Annotated in this window: 12 protein-coding genes; 5 read left to right on the forward strand and 7 right to left on the reverse strand. The window is 53.6% G+C overall.

Annotated elements, in window-relative coordinates:
- The first annotated feature begins 165 nt into the window (after positions 1–165).
- Positions 166–963, forward strand: coding sequence for an iron export ABC transporter permease subunit FetB (gene fetB, locus JXO50_00925; protein MBN2331649.1), 798 nt, complete (start codon positions 166–168; stop codon positions 961–963).
- Positions 964–992: 29 nt separating this feature from the next.
- Positions 993–1943, forward strand: coding sequence for a nitroreductase family protein (locus tag JXO50_00930; protein MBN2331650.1), 951 nt, complete (start codon positions 993–995; stop codon positions 1941–1943).
- A gap of 127 nt (positions 1944–2070) precedes the next feature.
- Here JXO50_00930 and JXO50_00935 read toward each other — a convergent pair whose 3' ends face one another.
- From JXO50_00935 to JXO50_00965, 7 genes are all read right to left on the reverse strand, one after another.
- Positions 2071–4773 (reverse strand): cation-transporting P-type ATPase, encoded by a 2703-nt coding sequence (locus JXO50_00935; GenBank protein ID MBN2331651.1) that lies wholly within the window; start codon positions 4771–4773, stop codon positions 2071–2073.
- Entirely contained in the window at positions 4770–5606 is an 837-nt protein-coding gene (locus tag JXO50_00940) for a hypothetical protein (GenBank protein MBN2331652.1), read from the reverse strand. The genes JXO50_00935 and JXO50_00940 overlap by 4 nt, the downstream gene beginning before the upstream one ends.
- A gap of 210 nt (positions 5607–5816) precedes the next feature.
- Positions 5817–7145 carry a type I glutamate--ammonia ligase gene (gene glnA / locus JXO50_00945; protein ID MBN2331653.1) on the reverse strand — a complete coding sequence of 443 codons (1329 nt, stop codon included), beginning with the start codon at positions 7143–7145 and terminating at the stop codon, positions 5817–5819.
- Between the two features lie 76 nt (positions 7146–7221).
- Positions 7222–7572 (reverse strand): P-II family nitrogen regulator, encoded by a 351-nt coding sequence (locus JXO50_00950; GenBank protein ID MBN2331654.1) that lies wholly within the window; start codon positions 7570–7572, stop codon positions 7222–7224.
- Positions 7573–7594: 22 nt separating this feature from the next.
- On the reverse strand, positions 7595–8908 hold the full coding sequence (locus JXO50_00955) for an ammonium transporter (protein ID MBN2331655.1): 1314 nt from the start codon (positions 8906–8908) through the stop codon (positions 7595–7597).
- Between the two features lie 491 nt (positions 8909–9399).
- A complete protein-coding gene (locus tag JXO50_00960; protein ID MBN2331656.1) occupies positions 9400–10920 on the reverse strand; it encodes a sigma 54-interacting transcriptional regulator in 1521 nt (506 codons plus the stop codon).
- A 273-nt stretch (positions 10921–11193) separates the two neighbouring features.
- Positions 11194–13485 carry a mechanosensitive ion channel gene (locus JXO50_00965; GenBank protein MBN2331657.1) on the reverse strand — a complete coding sequence of 764 codons (2292 nt, stop codon included), beginning with the start codon at positions 13483–13485 and terminating at the stop codon, positions 11194–11196.
- A gap of 562 nt (positions 13486–14047) precedes the next feature.
- On the opposite strand from JXO50_00965, the gene JXO50_00970 reads away from it, so the two are divergent.
- From JXO50_00970 to JXO50_00980, 3 genes are read left to right on the forward strand one after another with little or no spacing between them, the layout of a single operon-like run.
- Positions 14048–14848, forward strand: coding sequence for a MipA/OmpV family protein (locus JXO50_00970; GenBank protein MBN2331658.1), 801 nt, complete (start codon positions 14048–14050; stop codon positions 14846–14848).
- A 12-nt stretch (positions 14849–14860) separates the two neighbouring features.
- Positions 14861–16246 (forward strand): ammonium transporter, encoded by a 1386-nt coding sequence (locus JXO50_00975; protein ID MBN2331659.1) that lies wholly within the window; start codon positions 14861–14863, stop codon positions 16244–16246.
- A 13-nt stretch (positions 16247–16259) separates the two neighbouring features.
- Positions 16260–16601 (forward strand): P-II family nitrogen regulator, encoded by a 342-nt coding sequence (locus tag JXO50_00980; protein MBN2331660.1) that lies wholly within the window; start codon positions 16260–16262, stop codon positions 16599–16601.
- Positions 16602–16689: the final 88 nt, after the last annotated feature.

Raw genomic sequence — 16689 nt, forward strand, 5'->3', positions numbered from 1 at the left:
GTGAAAGGTGAAAGGTGAAAGGTGAAAGGTGAAAGGTGAAAGGTGAAAGGTGAAAGGTGAAAGGTGAAAGGTGAAAGGTGAAAGAAAAATAGGCGCCGGGATTCTTGCTGTCAACAGTAAAAATCCCGCCGAGTTTGGCTGTACGGCAATGGATGGTGACGACCGATGAAGGTCGTTCCCCTGAGCCCTTTTGATCTCTCGTTGGCCGCCGTCTTGATCCTGGCACTGGCCATCCTTTCCTGGCCGCTGAAGCTGCAGCTCGGCAAGCAGCTGCTGGTGGGCGGCCTGCGGACCACGGTCCAGCTGCTGCTCATCGGCTTTATTCTCAAATGGTTGTTCGCCAGTGCCAATCCCGGTTGGCTGGCGTTGATGGCCATGGTAATGCTGCTGGCCGCCGGTCGGGAAGTGATGCGCCGCCAGCAGCGGCGACTGGCTGGCTGGTGGGGTTTTGGGGTCGGCACCATCTCCCTGTTCCTCTCCTCCTTTTCCATCGCCCTTTTTGCCCTGACCATGGTCATCAGCATCCACCCCTGGTATGAACCGCAATATGCCATTCCCCTGCTGGGCATGCTGCTTGGCAACACCATGAACGGCATCTCCCTCGGCCTTGACCGACTGATCCAGACGGTCTGGCAGCAGCGGCAGGTTATCGAAGCTCGCTTGCTGCTGGGAGAACCGTGGTCCCAGGCAGTGGGGGATGTTCGCCGCGACAGCATTCGTTCCGGCCTGACCCCGGTCATCAATGCCATGATGGCCGCCGGTCTGGTCAGCCTGCCGGGAATGATGACCGGCCAGATTCTGGCTGGCAGCCCGCCGGTGGAAGCAGTTAAATACCAGATTCTGATTATGTTTCTCATTAGCGCTGGCAGCGGCTTCGGTACTCTGGCTGCGGTCAGTCTTGCCGCCCGGCGGTTGTTTGACCATCGTCACCGCCTGCGCCTCGAGCGCCTGACCACCCGCTGAAAAAGAACTCTGCATCCCGGGGAATAGCCATGAAGGGAGCAATCAGTACCTATATCGATCCTGAACGGTGCAATGGCTGCGGCCGGTGCGTCACTGTCTGTCCATCCAGGGCGATTTCCCTGGTCAACGGCAAAGCAGCCATTACCGGCGAACGCTCCTTTGCCTGCGGCCATTGTGCTGCCGTCTGCCCCACCGACGCCATTCGGATAGCCGACCTTGACGACCAGGCAACCAGCTTTAGGACCTTTTCCCAAGATGACTGCTGGCTGCCGCCGGGATCAACATCAACCGCCGACCTGGTCCACCTGATGCGCTCCCGCCGCTCCATCCGTGCCTACCAGGAAAAAACCGTATCCCGGACCACACTGGAGGAACTGGTAAAAATCGGCGTCACCGCCCCCTCGGGCACCAACAGCCAGCGCTGGACCTTTACCATCATTCCTTCCCGCAGTGAAATGATCGCTTTCGGTCACCTGGTGGCCGATTTCTACCGGCGGCTGAACCAACTGGCCGCCAAAAGATGGCTGCGCAATCTGCTGAAGATTTTTGGCCGACGGGAACTGGCAGTCTACTACCAGGAATATTTTCAGACCATCAGGGAAGGCTTGGCGGAGTGGGATGACCATGGCATCGACCGCTTGTTTCACGGGGCGCCGGCGGCCATCCTGGTCGGTTCACGGCCTGGGGCCAGCTGCCCCCAGGATGATGCCCTGCTGGCAACTCAGAACATTCTCTTGGCCGCACATACCATGGGTCTGGGAACCTGCCTGATTGGTTTTGCTGTTGAGGCCATGAAAAGGGAGAAAAAAATCGGCACCGCCCTGGGAATCCCTGGTAAAGAGCCCATCTATTCAGTCATCGCTTTGGGCTATCCGGCCGTTGCCTTCCAACGGCCTGCCGGCCGCAAAAAGATTGTTTGCCGGTATTATGAAATTCCCTTGTCCAGCCAAGAATCTCTGGTCAGTGATCTCCGGATATGACGGTAAGCGGTTTTGGGCGCCTGGTGAATTGCCCGGATGGTAATTTACGGCGGGCAACCCGGAACCAGCCAGGGATGGCCGGCTGGCATGAGCGGAAGTGATACCCTGACATCACCTGCGACTATGATCAATTTCCGGCAGGCAGACCACGACTCCGAACTGAAATCACTTTTTTGCGCAGATAATCAAGACCAAAAATCAGCGGAATGCCGCACCAGGCAAACAGATACGTTGTATAGGGGACCGGTCCGGTTCCAAGGATCTTCCAGGCGGGAGGGAAATAGAGCACAACCCAGGAGAAAACCATCTGGACAATAATGCCGGCCAGGAGCAGCCGGTTGCGAACAAGACCTCTATCCAGACCACTGCGCATAGAGGAGCGGCGGCCCACCAGATTGCCGATCTGCATCAGGAGAATGGTGCTCAGGGCAATACCGGTTGCCGAGCGATACAGTTGCTGATCAGCAACCAGCTTCTCACCATACTGCCAGCCACCGGCCAGCAGGACATAAAAAAACAGCGCAATCGACCACAGCGCTTCCAACAAACCCAGGAAACCGTAACTGTGCAGGATAATGCCCGGGGTCAACAACCCTGCATGGCGTTGCCTGGGCGGCTTTTGCATCACTTCCGCTTGTGGCGGTTCCTGCCCAAGGGCGATGGAGGGGATAATATCGGTCCCCAAATCAATGGAGAGAATCTGAATAACGGTCAATGCCAGGGGCACGGGCAGGACTATATAGAGGAGGTAGGGGAGAATTTCCGGTCCGTTGCTGACCAGGACATAATTGGTAAATTTGCGGATATTATCGAAAATGGTCCGTCCTTCCTCAATGCCGGCAACGATGGAAGCAAAGTTATCATCCAGCAGGATGATATGAGCTGATTCCCGCGCCACATCGGTACCGCTCACTCCCATGGCAATCCCCACATCGGCAGCCTTAAGGGCCGGAGCATCATTGACCCCGTCGCCGGTCATGGCCACCACCCTGTCCATTTCCTGGTAGGCGGCAACGATTTTCATCTTCTGTTCCGGTATGGTACGGGCAAAGACGCGAACGCCGCCGGCTAGTGCTTCTAGCAGCTCCTGTTGAGACATCGTTCCCAGCTGTTCACCAGTCACCAACTGCTCAGCATTTTGCCTTACAGATACAATGCCGCACTTTCCGGCAACCGCCATCGCCGTATCCGGATGATCGCCGGTAATCATGACGACATCGATGCCGGCTCTCAGACAGGTGGCAACCGAAGCCGGCACTTCCGGACGGATGGGATCCTCAATGCCAAGAAAACCCGAAAAAATCAGCTCCGTCTCCAGCTCCTCCTGAGGTTTGCTGCTGCTGTCTTCACCTGCCAGATGGCGGTAGGCAACGGCAATGACCCGTAATCCGCCGGCAGCCAGCCGATGGACAACGGCATCCGCCTGCGCCAGTACTTTTTCATCTGCCTGGAGGGGTTTATTTCCATCTTTTGAATGGATCCCAATAAGCTGGGGACGGATAGCCTCCCAGGCACCCTTAACGGTAAATAGCTGCGTCTGGCCGGCGGTATAGATCCCGGCTGCTCGCCGCAGGCCAACATCAAAAGGGTACTGTTTGACAATCGTCGCAGAAAAGCCAGCGAAGTCACCGCCTGCTTCAGTGAATCTGTCGACCACGGCAACATCAAGGGGATCACCGGAAAAACCTTTATCCGTCTCATTAACAACCGCAGAGCTGCAGGCATGCTGGAGGATTTCCAGCATCTCCGTTGGACTGGCAACATCATCGCCCGTCAGGGGGGCGGCAATCCTGGTGATGGCCAGTTGATTCCTGGTCAGGGTGCCGGTCTTGTCGCTGCAGATGACATGGACGGCCCCCAAGGCTTCCACCGCATTGAGACTTTTGACCAACACATTTTTTTTGGCCATACGCAAACTCCCCATGGCCAATGAGAGGGTAAAAGTGGGCAACAGTCCTTCAGGAACATTGGCGACAATAATCCCCATCATGAAAACCAGGTTGACCCACAGCGGCCGGCCAGTGCCCATGCCATAGATAAAAAAGGAGCCGCCCATTATCACGGCAACCGCGGTGAGAATTCTCACCATATGCGTGGTCGCCCGTTCTAGTGGCGAGACACTGCGGCTGATCGCCTGGGAGAGATGGGCCAACTTGCCAAACTGCGACCGGATGCCGGTGGCATAGACCACCGCAACACCATTCCCTTTATGTATGGAGCAGCCGGCAAAAAGCAGATTATCGCTTTCCGCCAGCGGCTTGTCAACGGCTGCCGCGGTAAGCGGCAGTGCTTTCGATTCACCCGTCAACGGGGCATTATTGACCAGCAAGTTCTCACAGACAACCAGGCGGGCATCGGCGGCGATGCGGTCTCCTTCCGCAACCAGCATGACATCGCCGGGCACCAGTTCTTCGGCAAGAATTTTTTGATTATTTCCTGCCCTTTTGACCAACACCTGGGGGGGCAAGAACTGTTGCAGTGCGGCCATCGCCCGTTCAGCCCTGAACTCCTGGAGAAAACTGAAGCCGGTGTTCAACAGTGAAACACTCAGCAGCGCCCAGCCCATGACATTCATGTTTTCCCCGGGCTGCATGGCATGAGCAACAAAGCAGATCACCGCAGACAGGTTGAGCAGAATGGTAAAAAAATTGGTCAACTGCTTGCCAAGGGTGCGCAGCAGCTGCCAGTGCGCCTTAACTTCGACGCTGTTCGGGCCAACCTCCCGCAGCCGCTCGGCAACTTCCTGCCGGCTGAGACCCTCTTCCCGGCTATGGAGATAATCATAGACGGATGCTGCTGAGATATGCTGAATCTGCTGCGTCTGGATCATAAGCCCCGGTAGATGCCAACATCACACGGCGTGTTTGCAAGAATGCGCTCCAAAGGATGCCTATGGATAATCCTATGTGGTCGTGACCGCTCCGAGGCACCCAGGAGAATCATTCCCGCTTTCATTTTATTCGCCTGGACCATAATTTCACCGGGCCAATCGGCAGACAGGATGACCCGGCCGTCAATTTTAAACTCTGCCGTCGGGCAACCCTGGAGAATTTCGCTGATAATGGTTGCAACATAGGCATGCCCCTCGGCCCGGAGGGTCCGCAGCTGCACAGGGGTGAGATACGCCATCCAAAAACGGTGCACCGTCATAATCCGGACAACGCACACCTCCGATACTTCAGGAAGAAACAGGCGGAAAAATGGCCAAGCTGAGTGAAACTTGCGGGGATGACCCGCTACCGGCAAAAGAAATGAACACGGATTTCCCAGCAGACCGGGCTGCACCACCCGGATTGCCAGAACATGGAAATGGCTGTCCCCCAACAGTTTTTCAGAAACTGTTCCGGCCAGGAAGCCCCGCCGGCCGCCGCGCATCCTGAGACCACAGACCAGCTGATTTTTTTTATCCGGCGGCACCACCTGCTGCAAGGTATGGAAGACATCCCCTCTGAGTGGAACCTGCTGATAACTACTTTGCACCTGCCAGCGGGCGCAGGCCTCTCTGACATAGTCGACTTTACGACTGAGAAGATCAGCGGGCACCTCGGCATCAGCCACGTTGATAATCAGCAGGGTTTTTTCGGCCGAGTGAACGGCAAAACGGATAGCGTATCGAGCAACCCAGTCGCCATTCAGTGAACCATCGTACGCAAAATAGATCATGGTTGCTCCCGGAGACATGGAAAGTAAAACGCATGCACACCCAAGCTGGCAATAATCAAGGCAGCAAACGTATTTTTACTAGTATAATGGGTATACTGGCAGAATCAAGCAGGTGAAGGTAACCTGATGCCGCGATGAAAGGCAAAAAAAATCCCGGTCATCTAATGATGACCGGGATTTTATCCTCTGCCTGGGGATGGTAATGGGAGGCTAATACATCGCCAGATATCTTTTCACTTCCCAATCGGTGACTGCCATGCGGAATTTATCCCACTCTTTCTCCTTGTAGCCCACATATTTCTCAAAAATATGATCGCCCAGCGTTTCCCTGGCAATGGGATTGACCTTCAGGGCCTCAACCGCTTCAATGAGGGAAGCCGGCATATTGTCAATATTGGCCGCTTCCTTTTCCGCCACCGTCATATCAAAAATATTCACATCAACTGACGGCGGAGCGCTCAGCTTGTTCCTGATACCGTCAAGACCGGAATTCAGCATCATAGCAAAGGCAAGATAGGGATTGCAGGTGGGGTCGGGGCAACGAACCTCAACCCTGGTCCCCAGACCGCGGGACTGGGGAATGCGCATTAGGGCACTGCGATTGCGGGCCGACCAAGCCACATACACCGGAGCTTCATAGCCTGGCACCAGGCGCTTGTAAGAGTTCACCAGGGGATTGGTAATGGCGGAGAAACCGCGGGCATTTTTGGCAATCCCGGCAATATACTGGTAGGCAATCTCACTGAGCTGTTCGGGGCCATTCTCATCATAGAAGGCATTGGTACCATCCAGGTTGAACAGCGACTGGTTGGTATGCATGCCGGAGCCGTTGATGCCAAAAACCGGCTTTGGCATGAAGGTGGCATGCATGCCGTATTCTTTGGCAATGGTCTTCACCACCCATTTGAAAGTAATGGTATTGTCAGCAGCGGTCAGGGCATTGGCATACTTGAAGTTGATTTCATGCTGACCTTCAGCCACTTCATGGTGGGATGCTTCAATCTCAAAACCCATTTTTTCCAGGGTCTCAATGATATCCCGGCGGCACTCAATGCCATCATCTTCGGCGTCAACGCTGAAATAACCGGCCGTATCGAGGGTTTCCGTCGTCGGGCTGCCATCCTCGTCATAAGCAAAGAGGAAGAATTCGCATTCGGTACCGACGTTCATAGTATAACCCATCTCTTCAGCCTCCTTCAGCACCCGGCGGAGATTGACCCGCGGGCAGCCGAGGAAAGGGGTGCCGTCATATTTATGGACATCACAGATGATCCTGGCAGCCGCCTTGCCTTCCCGGTTGCGCCATGGGAGGATGCAGAAGGTATCATAATCGGGAATCAAATACATGTCCGACTCCTGGATGCGGGCAAATCCTTCAATTGATGAACCGTCAAACATCATCATACCGTCCAGCGCCTTCTCGATCTGGCTCAGGGGAATGGCAATATTTTTCATGATTCCGAAAATATCAACGAACTGCAGGCGGAAATAATGAATTTTTTCTTCTTTAATAATCTGTAGAATCTCTTCTCTGGTCATGGTTCTTTTCTCCTTTACCTTAGATAGTAGTTCCGTTGGCAATGTTGTTGACCTGGCTTCGACACCTCTCAATTGTTTAAATCGCTTGACCTCCCCGCTCCTCTGTCCGTATTCTGATGCACTCTTTCAGCTCGGTGACAAAAATCTTGCCGTCGCCGATCTCCCCCTCTCCATGTTTTGCTGACCGCAGAATAGCCTCAATGGCCACCTCGACATACTCATCGTTGCAGGCAATATCCAGGCGTACCTTGGGCAAAAGGTTGGGAATCACTTTCTGCCCCCGGTAAAGACGTTCGCCGGAAATCTCCTGGTGCTGCCCATGACCGGTAACCCGGCTGGTGGTTATCCTGGTGATCCCGGCAGCCACCAGTTCTTCACGAACATCATCCAACTTATCCGGCTTAATAATTGCCGTAATCATCTGCATGATCTATCTCCATCATAGTAGACTAATTTAAATTAATCAAACCGTAACCATGTTCGCCGTGGAGGCTGTAGTCCATTCCTGATTTCTCTTCTTTCTCCGTCAACCTCAAGCCAACGGTTTTATCAACCAGAACAACGATTATGCCGCTGGTAACCACGGTATAGATAATGGTTACCGCCACCGCCTTGAACTGCACCAGCAACTGCTGCCCAAAAGTCCAGGAGCCACCGGCGCTCCGGGCGGCTTCCGCCATCCAGCTTTGACGGATAAAAAAGGTCAGAGCCAATGCCCCGACGATCCCGGCCAGACCATGGATGCCAAAAGCGTCCAGGCTGTCATCATAGCCAAACTTTTCCTTCATCAGCAGACCAACATAGCACACCAGCGAGGCAATCGCCCCCAGGGCGATGGCTCCGGCCGGCTTGACCACTCCGGCTGCCGGCGTAATCACCACCAGACCGGCCAGAATGCCGCTGACAATTCCCAAAGTTGTCGCTTTACCAAAGTGGATTGCCTCAATAATCAGCCAGGTGGTAGCCCCAGCTGCAGCAGCAACCTGCGTCACCGTCAGCGCCCGGGCGGTGTCCAGACCGCTGGATACGGCACTCCCAGCATTGAAACCGAACCAGCCAACCCACAGAAGACCGGCACCCATCAACGTCATCACCAGACTGTTGGGATGCATGGCCGTCGAAGGATAACCGCGGCGGGCGCCCAGGTAGAGAGCCGCCACCAGGCCGCTGACCCCGGCCGAGATATGGACCACCGTCCCACCGGCAAAATCAATCGCTCCGTTGGCCCCCAGATTAAACAGCCAGCCGTCTGCAGCCCAGACCCAGTGGCATAAGGGATTGTAGACAAAGATTGCCCATAGAACAATGTAGAGACAGTAGCCTCTGAATTTTACCCGTTCCGCAAAGGCGCCGGCAATCAGGGCCGGTGTAATAATGGCAAACTTCCCCTGAAACATGGCAAAAACATACTCCGGCACACCGGCATCTAGGATAACATCATCGATTCCCCTAAGGAAAAGATAATCCCAATTCCAGCCGCACCAGCCACCCAGCACGTTGCCGCCAAAAGACATGCAGTACCCAAGCATAACCCAGAGGACGCCGATAATACCCATGGCGGCGAAACTGTGCATCATGGTTCCAAGCACGTTTTTTGTTCTCACCAGCCCGCCATAAAACATTGCCAAGCCGGGAATCATCAGCAGAACCAGGGCAGTGGAAATCATCATCCAGGCCGTGGTTCCCGTATCAACCGTTGGCTGCTCAACAGCCATGACAGCAGCCGGAAGCAGCACTACCATTGCTGCGAGAAGTGACCTCATCATGTTCTTTCTTTTGCTTCCCATCGTCCGCATCTCCTTTATCCCTGAGCCTTTGGGGAAACACAATGCTCCACCGTTATTTTTCTTAGTGCTCAGCCTCAGTAGCAGGATGCATGCCACACCAAGGAGATCCATTCATTTCAACCTTTTTTGATTGCTTACGGCACCTTGATAGTCCCGCTTTTCCACCTGAAGCCACATCAACACTCACGGTGAACATCCTGTGCCCTTCATCGACATGAGAAGAACACTACCCCTGAACAACCTCAGCGGGTTGCCTTTCAGCACAAGTTTGTATCGCCATCCTCTGTAAAACCAACAACCTTTGCAATAAAAAAACAACTTTATCGTATTATTATGAAATGTTATAAAAATTCACTACAATCATGTGTCAAATGTTACGGGCGGCACAATCATGTGCCGCCCGTAACATTACCCAATGATTACCGGATATCCTACTACAGGTTAAGATATTGTTGCGGCGGCAGTTTTCACACATTCACCCCGCGATATTTCCGATAGTCGATACCATACTGCTGGATTTTATATTGGATAACCCGCTTGCTGGTACCCAAAATTTTTGCCGCTTTTGTTTGATTCCCTTTGCTTTTTTTCAGGGATTCGATAATCAACGTTGTTTCGTAGGCCCGCACCATAGCCTGAAATGTATCACCGGCATCAGCCACGTGTTCGCCACCGGAACCAGCCTGCAGGGAAGGTGGCAGCAGGTAGCCATAAATTATTCCGTCAGTTGCCAGTAATGCCGCCCTTTCAAGACAATTCTGCAGCTCCCGCACGTTGCCCGGCCAGTGGTAGGAAATCAACAGATCAAGCGCAGAGGAATCAATCCTGGTAATGTTCTTGCCAAGCTTCTCCCCCAGCCTTTGGACAAAATAATCGGCCAGCAGGATAATGTCGGCCCCCCGCTCCCGCAGGGGCGGCAGATGGATAGGAAACACACTCAAACGATAGTAGAGATCTGAGCGAAAGCGGCCGACGGCAACCTCCTGCTCCAGATCCCGATTGGTGGCCGCAATGATGCGGGCATCGGTTTTGATGGTTCTACCTCCGCCCACTCGCTCAAACTCCCGCTCTTCAAGAACCCTGAGAAGCTTAACCTGCGAGGCGAGGGGCAGCTCTCCGATCTCGTCAAGAAAGATGGTACCTTTCTGAGCCATCTCGAATTTACCAATCCGCTGCTCCACAGCGCCGGTAAATGCGCCTTTTTGGTGCCCGAACAGTTCACTTTCCACCAGATTTTCAGGAATTGCCCCGCAGTTAAGCCGTACCAGCGGCTGATCCCGCCGGGGGCTGCGGTAATGAATTTCTTCGGCCAGCAGCCCCTTGCCCGTACCGGTCTCTCCCGTGATGAGGACAGTTGCTTGGGAATCAGCAACCTGGACAATCTGCTCAGCCACGATCCGCATGGATTTAGCATTGCCGACAATGGTTCCCAGCGGCCCGTGACGATCAATAGCTTCCCGCAGCTTGACATTCTCTTCCTTCATCCGCCGGGCATGGACACGCGGCGCCAACATATTGGCAATAATTTCCAGAAAGGCAACTTCGGTTTTTAAATCGCCGCCCTTGGCCGCCCGGTCAACCGATAGGGCTCCCACCGTTTCACCGGCGTATTTGATGGGTACACAGATAAAGGCCAGAGTTGACCGGTCAATTTCCTTGCGGGCACCTGATCGATCGAGAAACAACGGTTCACGATCAAGCCGGGGGATGGCAACCGGTCGGCCGGTGGCCACCACCTGCCCGGTTATCCCTTCCCCGAGGCGATAGAAAATGGGTGAGCTCCGCTCCGGAATGCCATAGGTAATATCCACATGAATCTCTTCGAGATCACGGCGATAGAGGGAGATCATCCCCCTTTTCATCCCTGTCTGCCGGGCCAGACGCACCAGTATATTATACATGGTGGCCCGAAACTCTTCCTTCTCGGTCAGCAGACGGCTGATTTTCTCAATGGCACGAAAATAGGTCGGTGGCAGTTCCTCAATCATCGCAGTTCCTCATCTCCCGGCGGCAGCGTTAGAAAAAGGCTATGGATTGTCATATAACACAATTTTGTATCATATGCTTTGCCCGCCTGACTGTCAAGCGTATTCACTCGGCAGAGTTTCACCTGAGGCTGCGATGGCTGGTTCATTATCAGGGCGGGAGCGCAACCAGGAACTGATATGGAGGCAACCATTGGATTGCACAGCCCGGTGGGTGCCTGAATTGTTTCCACAAAAAACAACCGGCACACGGAAGGGTGGAAGCCATTCCCGGGTTTATTCAGACACCCCCTTTTCATACCTCATTATCTTCGCTGCCGCTGGCGATATGGAACGCAGATGGAGGTCCCGCTGGGGGAAGGGGATTTCAATCCCCGCTTCTTTAAATTTCCTGAAAAGAACAAAATAATAGTCACTCAACAATCCGGCACGGATTTTCAGGGTGTTCATGCGGCACCAGGCCAGCAGGGAAAAATCCAGGCTGCTGTCACCGAAACCTTCAAAGCGAACCAGGACCGGATGAGCCGCATCTTCAACCGTATTCTCCACCGCTCGCGCAGCCTCGGTTGCCAGCCGGGCGACTTCATCGGGATCAGAACCATAGGACACTCCAAAAGGCACAACAATCCGCCGCCAGTCATCACTGAACGTCCAGGTGTTCACCCGACTGGATACCAGCTCTGAATTGGGAACAATAATTTCGTTGCCATCAAAAGTCCTGATGATTGTCGCCCGGATGGCAACATTCTGCACCTCACCGGTCAACCCGGTTTCCAACTCGACAAAATCACCCGCCTTAATGGATCGTTCGGACAGCAGCACCAGCCCGCTGATAAAATTATTGGCAATCGTCTGCAGCCCAAAACCGATACCAACACCCAAGGCCCCGAGAATAATGCTGAGCTGACTTAAATCGACCCCGGAGGTCGACAAGACAACCAGCACCATCAGCACAAGGGCCGAATAGTAGCCAAGCGTCGTGATGGAGTTTATCGCCCCGAATGACAAACCGGTCTTGCCACTTAAAAGAACCGTTATTTTCCTGCGTGCCAGCCGTAAGGCGGCAAAGCCGACAAAGAGCAGAAAAAGCAGCTTAAAGATGGCAACTAAGGTGACGGAAGCACCACCAAAGGTGAAAAGGGGATAATAGACGACGTCCTTCAGTTGCCCCCAGACGCTGGCCAGATACCTTTCACACCACAGCTGAACACGCTCATAGAAACCGGCTCTGGCCCTTAGGAGTCCGGATATATGACGAATTTCCTCTGCAAGCTCCCTGACGGCATTGTTGTTTTCCGAAATCTTCAAGCTCAAGACACCTATGAGCTCATCGGCCTTCATCAACTGCCGATTGAGAACGTCGAGTGCTGTGGATAATTGCCCCCCAGCAGGATCACTCTCCCGTGAAATCACCGCCATTTTTTGGATCAAGGCTGACCTTTCAACTTGCGCCTGGGACAGATTCCGTTGCTGGGAATTTTTCAGCCCCTCAAGGTCATCAAGTCGGCGGGCCAGATCCCCCAAAAGAACCGAAATTCTTTTCGCTCCCGGCGCCCCGGCATAACTGGCAACCCAGTCACAACTGAATTCCGCAACCAGCACCTGGATTTTAAGGTTCAACTTTTCCTGCCCGATCACCCGCAGCTTAAGCTGGTAGGTTTCAATGACGGCTGCCAGGCGCTCCTTTTCGGTCGCCAGCAGTTTTTTTGCCGACGGCTCAAGCATGGCTGAGGAAATCCTGGTAGTCAGGTTATCAAACCGGACCTCATCCGTGGTAATGTTTTTTTCTATACCCCTGGATTCCTGATTCAGCGCTATGACTTCTGCTTCTTCCCGGTGGATTGCCGCCTTTTTGGCCTCCGCAGTCCGCTCCACATCTTTTTGATCCAACTGGAGATTTTCGAAAATATTTTTGACCTGGCCGGCTACCTGAAGATCAGCTTTACTATAATAATCAATGCTCTGCTGTCTCATAGAGCCGCGTCGCTCCTGCAAAGCGTACTCAACCTGCAGGCTGTATATCTGCCCCAGCTTCTCGAAAGCAACCGGCTTCAGTTCCGTTGATTTCTGCAGCACGCCGTAATCAGCAAGCAGCCCCTTAAGATCAGTTTCCAGGTTGGTTAGTTTCTCCTGCACCAAAGTGTTTTTCGTCTGCTGCTCAGCCAGCTGCTGTTCAATGCTGCGCAAGAGTGCTATCCGGCCTTCCAGCTCCTCGAGACCATAGGGCGGCGCACCTATGGCGGTTGGCCGAATGGCAGGCTCAAAGGTTCTGCCCAGCTCAGATTCCAATCTGACAAACTGGGAGGAAAGTCCCTGAAAAAACTCCAAGGCACCGGCTAGCTGAGCTTTTTCCTTCTCATCCTGGTTTTGCTTGAGGCTTTCTTCGATAACGGCAGCAATCTGCTGGCTTTCTGCCTGCCGCTCCCCAATGAACTGGGCGATCTCTTCGGCAGCGCCCTTATACAACCTCGTTTCAACAGCTTTCGACACAACGGGAAGCTGGGCAAGGGCCTGGCCATGGATGAGGATCAACAGGAAGACAACGATCCTGAAAAAACTTTTTTTCATCTTTGTTCACCGGAAAAACAGTTGTAAAACAAGACAAGCAGCCATCATGGATATATTTTCAAAACTCAAACCAGCAACGATAAGGGGTATGTTTTCATTACTACTTTGGGGGATCGTCAGTTCTGCGCATAGCTCTTTATCCTCCTTTTTGCAAGCACTAAAAGAGAGAACACTATCTGCCAGGAAGCATTATTCCATTCTCTACTGGCGCCTGCATGGAGAAATAGCAGGCGGCTGTCGACGCAGAAAATTAGCCGCTACGCTCCATTGCCGGCAACCTCAGCTTTCCCCTACAAGCAACCTCCCTATCAAAAAAACACTACATAAGTGAATCATTTTTCCTTAAAAATAAAACATTTTTGTAGCAAAAGCATGGCCTAGCCAGCGAGAAATCCTCATGAGAGATGGGTCAACTACTTAAAAAATAAAGGACTTTAAAATTACCTGGGCAAACAATGCTACCATGGCACGGGCCATGCAAATCCATAATACTAAACTGAAAGCGCCAACGGGGCGGAGTCTTAAAAAGTAAAAAAACGACAAAGGGAAAAAGGAGAAAACAATGAAACATTCAAACCACGTGATGACCATCCTCTTCGTAGTACTCGTTTTATGCATGACTGCCACGGCGGTCAACGCTGAGGAAAAACCAGCTGTTTCCCTGGACGCGGAAGTCCTTGCCGTCAGCAAATACATCTGGCGGGGACTGGAAGTCAATGAGGAGTTTGTGCTGCAGCCTTCCCTGACCGCCGGCTACGGCGGCTTTTCCTTCAATATCTGGGGAAACATGGATCTGACCAGCTTTGGTGAAGATGAATGCGTCTATACCTCTGGCTGTGATGATCGGTCCGGGCAGTTCACTGAAATTGATCTGACGATGGATTACACCCATTCATGGGATGCCTTCACCCTGGGCGTCGGGATTATTGCCTATGAGTTCCCCAACTGGGAAGCATCAGAGGATACCCATGAGTTCTATGTTTCAGGAGCAGTGGACACCCTGCTCCAGCCATCGCTGACCATCTATTATGATTTTGACGAAGTTGAGGGCCTCTATGCCAGCTTCGGCATCGGCCACAGCTTTGCCATCAACGAGAAACTGGCCCTGGATCTTTCCGCGTCAGTTGGCTACGCTGACGGCGACTACAACGAAGCTTATTTCGGGGTTGATGACAGTGGCTTTGTCGATCTCAGCGTTGGCGTTTCCCTGGCCATCCCGGTAGGCGACATGGTGACCATTACCCCCATGCTCAGCTACACCAGTCTCATCAACAGCGATCTGCGCGATGCGGTCGAAGCAGGTGAGTGCTGCAACAACGAAGACAATTTCTATGGCGGCATCGCCATTGCCGTATCATTCTAACAGGAGGAGATCATGAAAAAGCACCTATCCATCCTACCCTTATTGGCAGCATTACTTTGCCTGGGTGCTGCGGCAGGCAGCGTTGCCATGGCTGAAGAGGCGACCGAAGCTGCGATGACCGTCACCCAGGCAGTTGAAGCCGCAGGCAACGCCCAGACAGCGGTCAATTTCGTCTGGATCTGCATGGCAGCATTCCTGGTCTTTTTCATGCAGGCTGGCTTTGCCATGGTGGAGGCCGGTTTTACCAGAGCAAAAAACGTCTGCAATATCATCATGAAAAACCTGTTGGACTTCAGTGTCGGTTCCATTGCTTTTTTCATCCTTGGCTTCGGCATCATGTTCGGCAGCGACGTGGGCGGCTTCCTCGGCAGCGACCAGTTTTTACTCAGCGGCACAAACCCGGCAACCCCTGATGGCATGTGGAACTATGCCTTCTGGCTTTTCCAGTGCGTTTTTGCCGCCACCGCAGCCACCATTGTCTCCGGCGCCATGGCCGAGCGAACCAAGTTTGTCGCCTATCTGATCTACAGTGCCTTCATCTGTCTGTTTATCTACCCCATCTCCGGCCACTGGATCTGGGGCGGCGGCTGGCTCTCGGCAATGAAAACCCCGATGGTTGACTTTGCCGGTTCCTCGGTCGTCCACTCGGTTGGCGGCTGGTTGGGACTCGCCGGCGCCCTCATGCTTGGTCCCCGTGAAGGCAAGTACACGGCTGAAGGCAGATCCAAAGCCATCCCTGGCCACAACATTCTTGCCGGAGCTTTAGGGGTTTTCATTCTCTGGTTTGGCTGGTTCGGCTTCAACCCCGGCAGCACTACCGAGGCAAACAGCAGCATTGGTCTGATTGCGGTAACCACCAATCTGGCAGCTGCCAGCGGCGTCATCACTGCCATGATTACCGCCTGGTTCAGATTCGGCAAACCGGATGTCACCATGTCGTTGAATGGCGCCCTGGCCGGTCTGGTGGCAATCACCGCCGGCTGCGCCAATGTCTCGCCCGGCAGCGCCATCATCATCGGCGCCCTGGCCGGCATCGTGGTGGTCGTATCAGTGGAATTCATTGACAAGGTATTGAAAATCGATGATCCGGTGGGGGCGATCAGCGTCCACGGCGTCTGCGGTGCGTTTGGGACCATCTGCGTCGGCATCTTTGCCAATAAAGAATTTGGCGGCGTCTCCGGCCTTCTGGATGGCGGCGGCACAGCCCTGCTGGTTTCTCAGCTCATTGGCGTTGCGGCAATCTTTGCCTGGAGTTTCATCCTCGGCCTGATTCTTTTCGCAGCCATTAAGGCTACCGTTGGCCTCCGGGTATCCCGAACCGAAGAGCTCCGCGGCCTCGACATTGAGGAACATGGCAACGAAGCCTACTACGGCTTCCAGATCTACACCACGGAATGAGGGAGGAACCGTCATGAAACTGATTATCGCCTACATTCAGCCCCACAAACTGACCGATGTCAAACAGTCCCTCTATGAAGCGGATATCACCAAAATGTCGGTAACCAATTCTCTCGGCTGCGGTCAGCAGATGGGCTTTACCGAAAGCTACCGCGGTGTGGAGCGGGAGATCAACCTGCTGAAAAAACTTCGCCTGGAGATTGCCGTCAATGATGCCTTTGTAAAGCAGGCAGTAGATGCAATCATCGACGGTGCCCGAACAGGGGAAATCGGTGACGGCAAGATCTTTGTCACCAACCTGGAAGAATGCTATCGCATCCGCACCGGAGAAACCGGGGCCGAGGCTATTGGCTAGCTCCTTATTGCAAAAAATGAGTACGATGCGAAGCTCCCGCCATGCTCCCTCCCCGGGAACCAGCATGGCGGGAGCTTCACCTTTACCG

This window comes from Candidatus Anaeroferrophillus wilburensis, from assembly GCA_016934315.1.
In the GTDB taxonomy this organism is placed as follows: domain Bacteria; phylum Desulfobacterota; class Anaeroferrophillalia; order Anaeroferrophillales; family Anaeroferrophillaceae; genus Anaeroferrophillus; species Anaeroferrophillus wilburensis.

Excerpts from the sequence above, each read along its gene's own strand:
- glnA (MBN2331653.1), bottom strand. The coding sequence starts at position 7,145 with ATGACCAGAGAAGAGATTCTACAGATTATTAAAGAAGAAAAAATTCAT.
- JXO50_00955 (MBN2331655.1), bottom strand. The coding sequence starts at position 8,908 with ATGAGGTCACTTCTCGCAGCAATGGTAGTGCTGCTTCCGGCTGCTGTC.
- JXO50_00935 (MBN2331651.1), bottom strand. The coding sequence starts at position 4,773 with ATGATCCAGACGCAGCAGATTCAGCATATCTCAGCAGCATCCGTCTAT.
- JXO50_00930 (MBN2331650.1), top strand. The coding sequence starts at position 993 with ATGAAGGGAGCAATCAGTACCTATATCGATCCTGAACGGTGCAATGGC.
- JXO50_00970 (MBN2331658.1), top strand. The coding sequence starts at position 14,048 with ATGAAACATTCAAACCACGTGATGACCATCCTCTTCGTAGTACTCGTT.
- JXO50_00950 (MBN2331654.1), bottom strand. The coding sequence starts at position 7,572 with ATGCAGATGATTACGGCAATTATTAAGCCGGATAAGTTGGATGATGTT.
- JXO50_00965 (MBN2331657.1), bottom strand. The coding sequence starts at position 13,485 with ATGAAAAAAAGTTTTTTCAGGATCGTTGTCTTCCTGTTGATCCTCATC.
- fetB (MBN2331649.1), top strand. The coding sequence starts at position 166 with ATGAAGGTCGTTCCCCTGAGCCCTTTTGATCTCTCGTTGGCCGCCGTC.
- JXO50_00940 (MBN2331652.1), bottom strand. The coding sequence starts at position 5,606 with ATGATCTATTTTGCGTACGATGGTTCACTGAATGGCGACTGGGTTGCT.
- JXO50_00975 (MBN2331659.1), top strand. The coding sequence starts at position 14,861 with ATGAAAAAGCACCTATCCATCCTACCCTTATTGGCAGCATTACTTTGC.
- JXO50_00980 (MBN2331660.1), top strand. The coding sequence starts at position 16,260 with ATGAAACTGATTATCGCCTACATTCAGCCCCACAAACTGACCGATGTC.
- JXO50_00960 (MBN2331656.1), bottom strand. The coding sequence starts at position 10,920 with ATGATTGAGGAACTGCCACCGACCTATTTTCGTGCCATTGAGAAAATC.